Here is a 13341-nt window from a genome sequence, read left to right on the forward strand (position 1 = left end):
GCGCCCCGGGAAACGGGATACCACGGCACCGGACCACGAGAGCCACGGCTCTTTGCCCCTGCCCGACCACAGGGCCGGCGACGGCCCGCCGGGATACCGAAAGGCCCCTCGCCAGAAGGTGAGGGGCCTTTCGGATCCGGCCGGGCACACGCGTCCCGGGACCGCGCCTCAGGAGTCCGCCGTGCCGCTCCCCCGGCGGGAGCGGTCCGCAGCCGCCATGGCCGCCGCCAGATACGGCCGTCCCGCGATCCCGAGCTTGCGGTAGGCGCCGGTCAGATGGGTTTCCACGGTCCGCAGCGAGACGACGAGCAGTTCGGCGATCTGTTTGTTGCTGTATCCCTGCGCCGCCAGGGTGCCGACGCGCTCCTCCCCCGCGGTCAGCGCCCCGGCCCCCGCGCTCCCGGCTCTGCCGACCCGCCCGCCGGCGAGGTGCAGCCGCTCCTGCAGTCGCGCGGTGAGCACCGTGGCACCGCACCCCACGGCGAGGTCCAGCCCGCGGCGCAAGGCGCTCCTGGCGCCCCGCTTGTCGTCCCGGTGCAGCAGGGCGGCCCCGAAGGCGTCCAGCGCGCGGGCGAGTTCGAGGCGGGCGGGGGTCGGCCCCAGTACGTCGACGGCCTCGGCCAGCAGATCCAGCCCCCGAGGACCGCTCGTGGCGAGTCCCGTCCCCCGCAGCGCCACCCCGAGGGCCCGGGGGATCCGGCAGCGCCGGGCGAGGTCGAGCTCCTGCTCGGCCAGCGTACGGGCCGACGCGGTGTCCCCCAGGGCGAGATGGGCGGCCACGGAGCGGGAGCGCCAGGGTGCCATCGCGGGGCTGACGATCCCCGCGGCCTCGCAGTGGTGGCCGCACTCGCGCAGCAGCGAGAGCCCCGCCCGCGGATTGCCCTGAGCGATCCGCAGCGCCGCCAGACTCATGAGGAAGCGGGGCCGCTCCCAGGCCACTTCCGCCTGCCCGGCCACGGCATGGGCGCCCGCGATCCGCTCGGCCGCCTCGGTCCGGCCCTGTGCGAGGAGGCCGTCGATCCTGAGGGTGTCCAAGGTCAGTGCGTACGGGAGCCGCCCGGTGGAGGACGCCTGGTCAACGGCGGTTTCAGCGGTGGCGAGAGCTTCGGTGACGTTGCCTCGGCGCAGCGCCAGCCCTGCCTGGTAGAGCATCAGGGAGGACACGAGCAGTTCCATGCCCCTGCCCGAGATCTCCCGTGTCAGATGGCGGTTGAGCTGGTCGGCCGTATCGAGCTCGTCGAGGTACAGCAGCGTCTGGGCGACGAAGTAGTGCAGCGGGAACAGATCGTGGGAGAACGCCGGCAGATTGACGGACGCACGCTCGATGAGACCGGCGACGTACGGGGCGGGCAGGGCGGCGCGCAGGGCGCGGAAGGCACGGATCGCGAGCAGTTGGCGTTCTCCCGCGGTGCGGTCCGCCGGGTCGTCGTCCGTGCCGGGGGACGGCGGCGGTGCCGGGCCTGTGACGGACGGCCGCTCGAACTCCATCCATGCGCGCAGCGCCCCCATCCGCAGCGCCAGTTCACGGTCGGCGCCCCCGGAGTCCGCCGTGCGCCGGTCGCACAGCGCCGCGATCTTCCGGTCCACATTCGACAGGTCCGTACGGGAGCCGCGGGAGAGGAGCAGCGAGTAGGCGAGCACCCCCAGCGCGTCGCTGCGGGCCGTTTCGTCGGTCAGCTCTTCGAGCGCGCCGGTGACACAGGAGATGGCCAGCGCGGCATCGTAATGGCTGGCCGCGGTGCCCAGTTCCAGGAGCACCCGGGCGCGCTCGGCATCGTCCAGCGGCTGGTGCAGGGCGGAACGCAGATAGGTCACGGCCGTCTCCGGTGCGCCGCGGTGCAGGGCCTGGCCGGCCGCTCTGCGCAGCACCGGCAGGACCCAGGAGCCGTGTACCGGACCGGCCGCCAGCAGATGGGCCGCGACTTCCTCGTCGGGACGCCCGCTGAGGCAGGACACCTGGGCCGCCCGCGCATGACCGGCACCGAGTTCCTCGGGCGACAGCACCCCGAGCACCGTGTCGCGGACGACCGGATGGGTGAAGCGGAGGTCGCCGTCCGCGCGCAGCAGGCCCAGCGACCGCAGGTCCTGGGCCGCGGAGAGCACCACCGCACGCCCCGTTCCGCAGTACGCGGCAAGCAGCTCCGGCGGTTTGCGGTCGCCCAGTAACGCCAGTGCCCGCGCCAGCTCCACCACCTCGCCGGACGCCTGGCAGAGCCGGTGCGAGATCTCCCCCGCGAGCGTCGACAGCGTGACCGTGGGGACCCGGTCCCGGAAGTGCGCGGTCGGCCGCACCCCGCTGCGCTGAGCCTGGTGGAGCAGGGCCCGGACGAACAGCGGGTGCCCGCCCGTGGCGGCGTGACAGGCGGCGCAGAAGGCGTCATCCGGTTCCTCCGCGCCCCAGAGCGTCCGCACCAGCCGTCCCACACCGGCGATGTCCAGGGGCTCCACCACCAGGGTGTGGCAGTTCGCGGGACGGACGAGCTCGGCCAGCAGCGGATCGAGCCGTCTGACCTCGGCGCTCCGCGTGGTCACCGCGATCAGTACGGGGTGGCTGTCCGCCCGTCCGGCGAAGTGCACCAGCCAGCGCAGTGACGGCTGGTCGATCCACTGCAGGGCGTCGACCGCCAGGAGCAGGGGCTCCCGGCGGGAGAGCCGGGCGACGAGGGTGTCGAGTCCCCGCAGCGTCGACGCCGTCACATTGGCCGCCTCCGGCAGCGGTTCCGTACCGGCGGCGTCGTCCAGCGCCCGGAGCGTAGCCGCCGCGGAGCCTTCCAGGAGACGGGCGCGATCGGTCTCGGACACCGCGGCCAGAAGGGGCCGGAACAGCTGTCGCACCGCGCCGAAGGCGAATTCACGCTCCAGGGGGTGACAGCGGGCCCGCAGCACCCGGAACTGCTCGTTCCGCTCCCACCAGGTGCTCAGCAGAACGGACTTGCCGACCCCGGCCGCCCCTTCGAGCTGTACGACGCGGGACCGGCCGGACAGGACCTCGGCGGCCACGGCATCGAGGGCGGCGAGCTCGCGTTCGCGCCCCACCAGCGGCCAGTCGTCACCGCATGCATCGCGGGAATGTCCGAACGTCACCACTTGCTCAACTCTCGTCTTGCGCATCTGCTGTTCGAGACGTTGCCATGCCCACCGCGGTTGCCTGAGCTGGGCATGCGGATCCGGGCCGCCGCCCCTTGGCACGATCGCGGGGGATCTTCGGCGGCCGGCGGTCCCCGACGGATCCGCGGCCCGCCGTCGTGTGCAACCACCTCGCAACGTTGCAGGGGGTTAACTGAGGCACTGCCTCCGTGGCGGCTCGGTGACCATGATCTCGGTGACCGTGATCCGGCCCGTGCCGGGCCGGCCCGCCGCCGTCCCCGGAGCACTGTCCGTTGTGGCCGGTCAGGAGAGGAACCGCACGTGTACCGACAAGAGACCGACAACTCGCAGGTCAACGGCTCCGCGACACAGCCGGGGCGGTGGTGATGAGCGGCGGCGAGGAGCCGCCTGCGGCCGCCGGGAGCGCCGCTGCGGAGGGAACTTCACGGATCGCGCTCAGCGCGGCGGCGACCGAACTGCTGCGTCTGCTGCACGACCAACACGGCCCGCTGATGTTCCACCAGTCCGGCGGCTGCTGTGACGGCAGTGCCCCCATGTGCTATCCGGCCGGGGAGTTCCGTACGGGATCGTCGGATGTGCTGCTGGCCCGGCTGACCGTGAAGGGTGTGCCGGAGCCGGTGGGGTTCTGGATGTCCGGGGACCAGTTCGAGCGCTGGCGGCACACCCATCTGACGGTGGACGTCGTACCGGGGCGGGGCAGTGGCTTCTCCCTGGAGGCGCCGGAGGGCGTCCGCTTTCTGATCCGCTCGCGGCTGTTCACCGACGAGGAACGGGCGGGTCTCGGCGACTGAGGCCACGCGGCGCCAGGGGAGACCCCTCCTGGGGAGGGGCCGAGGCGAGCCGGAGAACACAGTGAGGCCCCACGCACGGGGGAGAGCGTGGGGCCTCACTCTTTAAAACGGGTGGATGGCGTCCCGGGTTCCCTCACGGTGAAACTTCCGCAAGAAAATTTTGTGCGTGCTCTGCACGGTCGTGCCCCGCCTCGTGTCGACGTTCAGGCGTCGTCCTGCACCAACCGCTCCAGCATCGCCTGGAAGTCCGCGTCCGCCACCACCCGCAGTCCGCCGCCGGACGGCTCGCTCAGCGGAGTCATCACACCCCGGCGCCACCAGAAGACCCTGGGGCTGATGGCGCCCGCCGCGTCCTCGTGGCCGGCCGCCGCGAACTGCGCCATGGCCTGCAACGCCGGGACGACCTGGGCATCGTGAATACGGTGGAAGGCCAGCTGATGGCGGAAGGGCAGGGCGACCAGCGCGCCGTCCGGGGTGAGCTCGGTGCCCATCAGCCGCTGCACCAGTTCGTCCAGCACCAGCACCCGGCTCGCGGTGAAGAAGGAGTCGCCGAGCAGCACCTCGAACGCCGAGCCGTCACCGCGCCGCACCGTCTCATGCCCCTCGACCGGCAGCGCGCGCAGATTGTTCATCGCCCGGATCCGCAGCTCCGCCACGTCCCCGAGATCGGTCAGCGAGTCCTCGCTCAGCATCTGCACCGCCTCGGGCAGATCGAGGGCGAGCACTTCCCGCAGCCCCGGCGCCGGTGCGCGGCCGTAACGGAAGGAGTCGGAGGCGGGCAGTGTCTCCTGGGCGACCACACGGGGGTAGAGGCAGGCCCGGATCTCGTCGGCGCTGAGGATTTCCAGCGGCTGCGGGCCGTCCATCGTACGGAGCACCTTGCCGACGTGATCCCGGATCAGGGCGGGCCAGCTGCGCTCACCGCGCCGGTCGCGGTGGCACACCGCGGCGAGGTTGCCGAGGCCGAACTGCCGGCCCGCGGAGTCGGTGACCACACCCGCATACGCGGTGACTTCGAGTCCCTGTTCCGCGAAGGCCTGCCGGACCTGCGATCTGAAGACGCCGCCTTCGCGCTCGGAGAAGAAGCCGAACTCCCCGTCGCGTGCCAGGTCGCGGGGATCCCGCTTCGGTCCTCGGCGGAACAGGCCCATCTCTTCCTCCCGGCAGCGGCCACGAACGACGGCCTCGAATGGGCCGATCGTAACGGGTGCGTCGCCGCCCACGTCGCCCTGCTGTCCGCCGCCCCGGGCGGTGACCGGGCGCAGGGTGGCCAGGTGGCGGGGCCGGCGGGACGAGGGGGACGAGGAGGGGCCGGGGAAGCGCAGGGAGGGATGGGGGAACGGGCGGACTTCCGGAGAAATACGGCCGGGGGCCGACGGTATGACGTGTCACCAGGTCTTCAGCTGAAGCAGCATCAGCTACGGCCGGGATGGTCTCCCCGCCCTCGCGTCGCTGCCGCTGCCGGGCCCGCCGGGCGCGCCGACGGAGGCGCTGGAGGCCCGTACGACCAGCCGCGGCGCCAGCCGGACCGTGCGCCGCGGCCCCGGCTCCGCTCCGGCCGGGCGGCGGTTCAGCAGGCGGGCGGCTTCGGCGGCCAGTTCGCCGACCGGCTGGCGGACGGTGGTCAGCGCCGGGTCGGCGAGGCCCGCGAGCGGGATGTCGTCGAAGCCGGTGACCGCGACCTCGCCCGGTACCTCCGCGCCCAGCTGCCGCAGCCGTTGCAGCGCACCGGCGGCGATGAGGTCGTTGGCGCAGATCAGGGCGTCCGGGCGGGACGGCCAGAGGCGGTCGACGGCAGCCCGCCCCCACTCCACCGAGAAGTCGCCGAGTGCGATGCGTCCAGGCGCGGTGGGGTCCAGCGCCGCGGCGCCCGCCTCGTAGGCCGCGCGCCGTTCGACCGCCGCCGACGCGGTCCCGGCCGCACCGACGAAGCACGGGCGGCGGCGGCCGGTGGCAGCCAGGTGATCGAGCACCAGGGCCATACCGGCCGCGTTGTCGACGGCGACGGAGTCGGCGACACCGGGTCCGCAGCCGCGGTCGAGCAGCACCAGCGGCACCCGGGCGGCCGCACCGGCCACCGCTTCCCGGCTGCGCCGCTCGTCGACGGGTATCAGCAGCAAGGCGTCGACCTGCCGCCCCAGGAACGCGTTGATCCGGGCCGCCTCGACCGCCGGGTCGTCGTCGCAGTCGGCGAGGAGCACGGCCCGCCCCTCGGCGTGCAGGGCGTGCTCCAGCTCCCGGACGAGGGAGGGGAAGAACGGGTTGGTGATCTGCGGCAGCACGAGTCCGACGGTGCCGGTGGAACGGCTGCGCAGGGCTCGGGCCACCTGGTTGGGCCGGTAGCCCAGGCGCTCGGCCGCCGCGCGTACGGTGCGTGCGGTCTCGGCGCCGACCGGGCGGGTGCCGGCCAGGACGCGGGAGACCGTGGCAATGGAGCAGCCCGACGCCAGCGCGACATCCCTCAACGTGACTTCGGCCACCGTCTCCCGGCTCCCTCCGGTTCGGCCCGCCCGAACCGGAGGGAGCATACGCCCCCTTGTCCGCCCGGCAAACGTTGTCCCGTCACAGGCGGACCCCCCGGCCATCGCCTCCGCTCTTCGTCCCGATAACGTCCGGATGACCAGAGATTGAACCATTGACAACCCGCGGGCCCATGGGTCAAGTTTCCGGAGAACGTTTTCCATGCTGCTCGCTCGCCGGCTGACTCCACGCCCGGGCTCACCATGGGTGACCGCCGGGCGCGCTGTGCGCCGGAGCCCATACCGGCCCGCACACACCACACCTTCATCACCGCTTTTCCGAGCAGCAGAGCAAAGGGGCTCCTCCGTTGGCCAGAAAGATCATCCTCGACTGCGACCCGGGGCATGACGATGCGATCGCCATGCTCCTGGCACATGGCAATCCCGACGTCGAGCTGGTCGCCGTGACGACCGTGGTCGGGAACCAGACGCTGGAGAAGGTGACCCGCAACGCCCTGTCCGTGGCGCGCATCGCCGGGATCACGGGCGTGCCCTTTGCCGCCGGCTGCCCGCGTCCGCTGGTGCGGGCCATCGAGACGGCGCCGGACATCCACGGCGAGACCGGTCTCGACGGTCCGGACCTGCCCGAACCGGCCTTCGGGCTGGACCGCCGGCATGCGGTGGACCTGATCATCGACACGGTGATGTCCCACGAGCCCGGCGAGATCACCATCGTCCCGACCGCGGGTCTGACGAACATCGCCCTGGCCGTACGCAAGGAACCGCGGATCGCCGAGCGGGTCCGCGAGGTCGTCCTGATGGGCGGCGGCTACCACGAGGGCAACTGGAGCGCGGTCGCCGAGTTCAACATCATCATCGACCCCGAGGCCGCGCACATCGTCTTCAACGAGCGCTGGCCGGTGACCATGGTCGGCCTCGATCTGACGCATCAGGCACTGGCCACCCCGGCCGTCGAGGAGAAGATCGCCGCCGTCGGCACGGCGCCCGCCCGCTTCGTCCTGGAGCTGCTGGACTTCTTCCGCGAGGCCTACCGCGAGAACCAGGGCTTCGACCACCCGCCGGTGCACGACCCGTGCGCGGTCGCCTATGTCATCGACCCGGACGTGATGACCGTACGCAAGGCCCCGGTGGACATCGAGCTGCGCGGCGCGCTGACCGTCGGGATGACCGTGACGGACTTCCGTGCGCCCGCCCCGGAGGACTGCACCACCCAGGTCGCGGTCAAGCTCGACCACGAGCGGTTCTGGAACCTCGTCGTGGACGCGCTCGAGCGGATCGGTGACATCGAGGCATGAACGTTTCCACCTCCCGGCGCCCCGCCGAGGCGACGGACGGCGGCGGGTCCGGCGTCCGGATAGGTGTCCTGGTCGCGGCGCTGCTCGCGGCGTGCTTCGCCTTCCAGCTCAACGCCAGCATGCTCAGCCCCGCGCTGAAGAACATCGAGGACTCCCTCGGCGCCAGTTCCGCCGAGATCGGCCTCACCCAGACCGCGTTCTTCACGTCTGCGGCGCTGTTCTCCCTGTTCCTCCCACGGCTGGGCGATGTCATCGGCCGCCGCCGGGTACTGGCCGGCATGCTCGGCCTGATGGTCGTCGGATGTGTGGTCGCCGCGCTGGCGACCAGCGTGCCGATGCTGTTCGCCGGGCGCGTCATCCAGGGTGTCTGCGGTCCGGTCGTCCCGTTGTGCCTGATCATGCTGCGGGTCGAGGTGAAGGAGCCCAAGCGGTACGGCACCCTGCTCGGTGTGATCACCGCCGTCAACGGCGGTATCGCCGGTGTCGACTCCCTCGCGGGCGGCTACCTCGCCGACCGGCACGGCTTCGGGTCGGTCTTCTGGGCGATGGCGGCCGTAGCGGCCCTGGCCACCGTGCTGGTCGCGGCCCTGACGCCCGAGTCGAGGGCGCCGGCGGCGACCCGCATGGACTGGCCCGGGGTCGCGCTGCTCGTCGTCTCCGTGGGCTCGCTGCTGATCGCACTCAACGAGGCGGGCAAGCTGGCCGCCGCCGACTGGCCGCTGATCGCCGTCCTCCTCGTCCTGTCCGCGGCCGCCTTCGCGCTGTTCTGGCGGACCGAGAACCGCAGCGGGCACCCCCTGGTCGCCACCAGGCACCTCAAGCAGCGCGCGACCTGGGCGACGCTGCTGACGACCGTGCTCACCATGACCGGTGTGTTCGCCGTGATGAACGGTCTGATCCCGGCCTTCGCCCAGGACGCCCAGGCCGGGCTCGGGATGAGCGCCGAGGCCTCCGCATGGTGGACGCTGTCGCCGTACGCGCTCGCCGGGCTGGCCATGGGCCCGCTGGCCGGCCGTCTCGCCGCCACCTTCGGCTACGGCCGCATCCTGCGGTGCGGGCTGGTCGGGTCGGTGGCGACGGTCGTGCTGATGCTGCTCACCATGCACAGCCATGCGCAGGTCCTGCTGCTGGTGACGTCCGTCCTGGTGGGCATCGCCTACGCAGGCGTGGCGAACATCGTCCTCAACGGGCTGGGCATCGTCCTCTCCCCCGCCGAGAACCCTGGCTTCCTGCCGGGCCTCAACGCGGGCGCGTTCAACCTCGGCGCGGGCCTCAGCTTCGCCGTCCTGTACGCGGTCAAGACCGCCGCCACCCCGGCGGACCCGTCGTCACCCGGCGGCTACACCGCGGGCATGATCGCAGGCGTGGTCATCCTCGCCGCGGCCATTGCGACGTCCTTCCTGATCCCGAAGCCGGTGGCCGCCGAAGCCCAGGACTGAGGGCACACGCCGACCACCGCTCACTCGCCGCCCGCCGCCGGACTCCGGCCGGCGGGCGGTGCCGTGCCGGCATCCCGGGTACGGCGTCCCGGGCGCGGCGCGCGGGGAGGTGGTGCCGGCGTCCCCGGTACGGCGTGCCGAAAGGGGCCACCCGGCACTCGGATCACTCCGGCCCCGCGTCCGCCGTCCCCCGCAGGATGGCGCCGAGCCCGCCGGTCGGTGCCCGGTCGGGGTCCCGGACCACCACGATGTCGGCCCCGGTCGCGGCCGCCGACCGCACCAGGGCGTCGTCCGCCCGGGCGACCGCGGGATGTTCCTCTCCCAGGTACGACAACTCCGTTCCGCGTACGGCGAGTTGGTCGGCGTCGGAGCCCACCCAGACCTGCCGGGCGATGTCCGAGCCGTGCGGGCTGACCAGCAGGGTGTCGATCCGGTGTTCCCGCGCCGCCTCGATCAGGGCGGGGATACCGGCCGCGGCATGCGGGGCGCTCTCGTTCCCGGGCCCTGCGCCGGTGCGGAAGCGGTCCGCCACCTGTGCGATGTGTTCGCGCTCCTGTACCGCTCTGACCTGGGCGATGTCCCGGTCCACCAGGGCGCTCTCGGCACCGGGCGCACGTCCGCCGTGGGCACTCTCATAGGTGAGGGCACGCAGCGGTTCGGGCAGCTTCTCGTGCACCAGGTGCCGTTCGCGCGCCTCACCGATCAGGACGACGGCCTCGGCGCCGCTCTTCTCGAAGGCCTCGCGCACCGCGCCGGCGATCTCCCCGGCGTTGTGTTCCCAGGTGTTCTCCGTCGTGGTCCGGAAGTGGCGTTCGCACGGGTCGCCCGCGGCGGTGCGGGGCAGGGGCGATGCGCTGCGGCTGTGCCGGCCGGTGTTCCCGGCACTCCGTTCGCCGACGAGGGCGAAATCCGCCCCGGTCCGGTCGAGACGGACCACGAGGCAGACGGGGTCGTCGCCGATGGCCGCCAGCAGCGGAGTGACCCTGGGCACCGGGCCCCAGGCCGCGAAGGGAGTGGCCGGGGGCCCGGGGAGCGGAGTGTCGAGCACGATCTCACCGTGGGCGGCGAACAACACCCGTCCGGCGTGCGCCCCGCGACTGCCCTCCTGCGGCATGAGCAGGGCCTCGTGCACGGCACCGCAGGTGGCCTCGTCCGCGCCGAGCGCGAACAGCTGCGCCGTGGTGGCACTCGCCGTCAACTCTTGCTGCTTTGCGGCGTCCTCGGTGCTGAGCGGGACGGTGGCATAGACGGATGCCCAGGGGCCCGGCCGGTTGATGACCGGTTTCAGGAGCGAGAGTCGCATGGCGCTGCCTCCTTGGCTTCCTCGGATTCCGCGGATTCTCCCGTGGTGGTGGGCTGTCATCGGTGTGCGGCCGGTGTCATCGGTGTGCCGTTATGGGGCTGGGTGCCTTACGAATTCCCGTTCCCGAAAACCATATGCATGGCGGGCATATGCATCTGCCGTCACGTTGCGCGCATGCCCGGATGATTTCCGTGTGCGCGGGGGAAAAGGCCACCGCCGGGTGGTACCGGGTGGTGAAGGGCGCCGTCGGGTTGTTACGGCTGGGGGACCAGGGAAACTGGGAGTAACGCGTCGGGTCTGTACGACTCGTAGAGCCGGAGGCACCCATGGTCATGGAACACGGCACGGACAAGACCGGCCCCGCCCGGGATGACGTGATGAAGAAGCAACTGCGGGGGCAATTGACGGCGGAGCGCTCCCTGCGGACCGATGAGGAGCACGAACTCCAGCCTGCGGGAGAGGACCAGCCGGTGGCGGCGTGGTCCCCCGAGAGCGACTTCAGGGGCGGCACGCCGAGCGGGATGAGCGAGCGGGATGTCGGGCTGCGTTCCGAACTCGCCCAGCACCTCGGGCGGAGCCTGTATCCGGCCGACAAGTACGCGATCATCGAGACCCTGCGGCGGAACAACGCTCCGGACCGGCTGGTCTCGATGGCCGAGCGGCTGCCCGCACACGAGCGGTTCGGCAATGTGCAGAGCATCGCCGAGGCCGTCGGCATCGCGACGGAACACCGACGCGCCTGAGACGGACGGGGCGTGCCTCCTGGCGCTGCCGCCGGACGCCAGGAGGCGGACAATCGGTTGTACACGCACCGGCCGCACCCCGCGGCCGGGCCGGCGAAGGCGGAGAAGGAGGGCGGTTATGTCCGACGACGCAATGGGCGACGAGGTCTATCAGCCGCCCAGATCCGACCCCCAGGACAACCCCAACGAGCTCGACATGGAGGACGCCCTGGACGAGCCGGATCTCGACGAGACGCTGGACACGGGCTATTCGCCTCCGGAGCGGCCCTTCGTGGTGAACCACGAGGGGACCACCGCGCGGGAGCTGCACGACCGCGAGACGCTCGACCACCGGCTGGCGGTGGAGGTACCGGACGTCTGCGCGCCCGACGGCGACGGCATCGGCGATGTGCCGGGCGGGGTGGGGGAACCCACGGACCTCGAATGCGGCGAGGAGCGGGCCGGCCGGCTCGTGGGCTCCGACGAGGGATTCTGGCGCGGGGGCAGCAATGACATCGCCGCCCGGGACGTCGGGATCGACGGCGGTGCCGCGTCGGCGGAGGAGGCGGCGGTGCACATCGCGCGGGACAATGCGGGGGACGGGGAGCGGGAGAGCGGCTGATTGCCCGCGGGGGTTCCCTTCCGGTGGCCCGCAGGCATTCCCTTCCGGCCGAACGGCGGAGCGGCACGGTACCACCGTGTGTATCCGGCCGCTCACCGGTTGGCCGACAGGGCACCACACCCTCGGTGTACCTGCGCGGGCCGTCCGTCACACCGGACCGCAACCGCCGTGCCCGGTCCGGCGCCGGAGCACCCCTCGACCGCAGGAGTCCACGTGAAGCGACGTCGTCCTCGGATCGTGATCGTCGGAACCGGCTTCGCCGGGTTCGCATGCGCCCGTACGCTCTCCCGGCTGGCCAGGGGAGCCGCCGAGATCGTGCTCCTCAACCCCCATGACTACTTTCTGTACGTTCCGCTGCTGCCGGAAGTGGCGGCCGGAATTCTCGAACCCCGCCGGATCGCGGTATCGCTCACCGGGAACCTGCCGGGCACCCGGCTCGTCCTCGGACAGGCCCACGACGTGGACCTCGACGCCCGTCAGGTGCGCTACACCGGCCCCGAGGGCGAGAAGGGCACGCTGTCCTACGACCGGCTGGTCCTGACGGTGGGCAGCGTCAACAAGCTGCTGCCCGTCCCCGGCGTCGCCGAGCATGCCCACGGCTTCCGCGGTATGCCCGAAGCGCTGTACCTGCGCGACCACATCACCCGCCAGATCGAACTGGCCGGTGCGGCCGAGGACCCGGCCGAGCGGTCCGCCAGGACCACCTTCGTGGTGGTCGGTGCCGGGTACACCGGCACCGAAGTCGCCGCCCACGGAGTGCTGTTCAGCGCCGACCTGGCCCGGCAGAACGCGGGACTCAAAGACGGTCCACGCCCCCGCTGGCTGCTGCTGGACGTCGCCGGCCGGCTGCTGCCCGGACTCGACGAACGGCTGTCGCACACCGCCGACCGGGTCCTGCGCTCTCGTGGCGTCGATATCCGCACCCGCACCTCGGTCAAGGAGGCCACCGCCGACGGGGTGCTGCTCGACGACGGCGAGTTCATCCACAGCCGTTCCCTGATCTGGTGTGTGGGCGTACGGCCCGATCCGCTGGTCGGCTCGTTGGGGCTGCCCACCGACAAGGGGCGCCTGTGCGTGGACACGTTCCTGGGCGTACCCGGCAGGCCGGAGGTGTTCGCGTGCGGTGACGCGGCGGCCGTACCGGACCTGACGCGCCCCGGCGAGGTGACGCCGATGACCGCCCAGCACGCCCAGCGGCAGGGCAAGGTCGCGGCGCACAATGTCGCGGCGTCCTGCGGCCAGGGTTCACCGCGTGCGTATGAGCACCACGACCTGGGGTTCATGGTCGACCTGGGCGGTGTGCAGGCCGCGGCGAATCCCCTGCACCTTCCGGTCTCCGGCCCGCTCGCCGCGGCCGTCACCCGCGGCTATCACCTGATGGCGATGCCGGGCAACCGCGTCAGGGTTGCCGCCGACTGGATCCTTGACGCCGTGCTTCCGCGCTCCGGTGTTCAGCTGGGTCTGCTCAACTCCTGGTCGGTGCCGCTGGACACGGAAGCCCCCGAGCTGCCGCGCCTGCCGGGAGGCGAGTCCGCCACGACGTAGGGAGTGTTTTCAAAGGGGGAGTTCAAGGGGGATTCC

10 protein-coding genes are annotated in these 13341 nt (G+C 72.1%); 6 read left to right on the plus strand and 4 right to left on the minus strand.

All coding sequences use genetic code 11. The annotated features are described in order from the left end of the window. Nucleotides 1–168 precede the first annotated feature (168 nt). Nucleotides 169–3087: a helix-turn-helix transcriptional regulator gene (locus tag OHS81_RS03175; RefSeq protein ID WP_328382214.1), complete on the minus strand. Its 2919-nt coding sequence runs from the start codon at nucleotides 3085–3087 to the stop codon at nucleotides 169–171. Between the two features lie 386 nt (nucleotides 3088–3473). Between OHS81_RS03175 and OHS81_RS03180 the strand changes: the two genes are divergently transcribed. Next, a complete protein-coding gene (locus OHS81_RS03180) occupies nucleotides 3474–3899 on the plus strand; it encodes a DUF779 domain-containing protein (RefSeq protein ID WP_328382216.1) in 426 nt (141 codons plus the stop codon). A gap of 203 nt (nucleotides 3900–4102) precedes the next feature. On the opposite strand, the gene OHS81_RS03185 is transcribed toward OHS81_RS03180, so the two are convergent. After that, nucleotides 4103–5050 carry a hypothetical protein gene (locus OHS81_RS03185; RefSeq protein WP_328382218.1) on the minus strand — a complete coding sequence of 316 codons (948 nt, stop codon included), beginning with the start codon at nucleotides 5048–5050 and terminating at the stop codon, nucleotides 4103–4105. Nucleotides 5051–5317: 267 nt separating this feature from the next. Further along, nucleotides 5318–6379, minus strand: coding sequence for a LacI family DNA-binding transcriptional regulator (locus tag OHS81_RS03190; RefSeq protein WP_328382220.1), 1062 nt, complete (start codon nucleotides 6377–6379; stop codon nucleotides 5318–5320). A gap of 347 nt (nucleotides 6380–6726) precedes the next feature. Between OHS81_RS03190 and uriH the strand changes: the two genes are divergently transcribed. Continuing rightward, nucleotides 6727–7674, plus strand: coding sequence for a uridine-preferring nucleoside hydrolase UriH (gene uriH / locus OHS81_RS03195; protein WP_328382222.1), 948 nt, complete (start codon nucleotides 6727–6729; stop codon nucleotides 7672–7674). Next, nucleotides 7671–9113, plus strand: a complete 1443-nt coding sequence (uriT, locus tag OHS81_RS03200; RefSeq protein WP_328382224.1) for a uridine transporter UriT — start codon at nucleotides 7671–7673, stop codon at nucleotides 9111–9113. Before uriH ends, uriT begins: the two co-directional genes overlap by 4 nt. Before the next feature lie 163 nt (nucleotides 9114–9276). Here the strand turns inward: uriT and OHS81_RS03205 are convergent, their stop codons facing one another. Further along, nucleotides 9277–10416 (minus strand): baeRF2 domain-containing protein, encoded by a 1140-nt coding sequence (locus OHS81_RS03205; protein WP_328382226.1) that lies wholly within the window; start codon nucleotides 10414–10416, stop codon nucleotides 9277–9279. A gap of 326 nt (nucleotides 10417–10742) precedes the next feature. On the opposite strand from OHS81_RS03205, the gene OHS81_RS03210 reads away from it, so the two are divergent. From OHS81_RS03210 to OHS81_RS03220, 3 genes are all read left to right on the plus strand, one after another. Next, entirely contained in the window at nucleotides 10743–11159 is a 417-nt protein-coding gene (locus tag OHS81_RS03210; RefSeq protein ID WP_328382228.1) for a DUF2795 domain-containing protein, read from the plus strand. A 118-nt stretch (nucleotides 11160–11277) separates the two neighbouring features. Continuing rightward, entirely contained in the window at nucleotides 11278–11760 is a 483-nt protein-coding gene (locus tag OHS81_RS03215) for a DUF5709 domain-containing protein (RefSeq protein WP_328382230.1), read from the plus strand. Nucleotides 11761–11997: 237 nt separating this feature from the next. Next, complete coding sequence (locus tag OHS81_RS03220) at nucleotides 11998–13305, plus strand: NAD(P)/FAD-dependent oxidoreductase (RefSeq protein ID WP_328390871.1); 1308 nt, start codon at nucleotides 11998–12000, stop codon at nucleotides 13303–13305. Nucleotides 13306–13341: the final 36 nt, after the last annotated feature.

This window comes from Streptomyces sp. NBC_00400, from assembly GCF_036048035.1.
Lineage (GTDB): Bacteria > Actinomycetota > Actinomycetes > Streptomycetales > Streptomycetaceae > Streptomyces.

What these genes read in the sequence shown, in the direction of transcription:
- OHS81_RS03205 (WP_328382226.1), bottom strand. Translation starts at nt 10,416, where the DNA reads ATGCGACTCTCGCTCCTGAAACCGGTCATCAACCGGCCGGGCCCCTGG.
- OHS81_RS03210 (WP_328382228.1), top strand. Translation starts at nt 10,743, where the DNA reads ATGGTCATGGAACACGGCACGGACAAGACCGGCCCCGCCCGGGATGAC.
- OHS81_RS03180 (WP_328382216.1), top strand. Translation starts at nt 3,474, where the DNA reads ATGAGCGGCGGCGAGGAGCCGCCTGCGGCCGCCGGGAGCGCCGCTGCG.
- OHS81_RS03215 (WP_328382230.1), top strand. Translation starts at nt 11,278, where the DNA reads ATGTCCGACGACGCAATGGGCGACGAGGTCTATCAGCCGCCCAGATCC.
- OHS81_RS03185 (WP_328382218.1), bottom strand. Translation starts at nt 5,050, where the DNA reads ATGGGCCTGTTCCGCCGAGGACCGAAGCGGGATCCCCGCGACCTGGCA.
- uriT (WP_328382224.1), top strand. Translation starts at nt 7,671, where the DNA reads ATGAACGTTTCCACCTCCCGGCGCCCCGCCGAGGCGACGGACGGCGGC.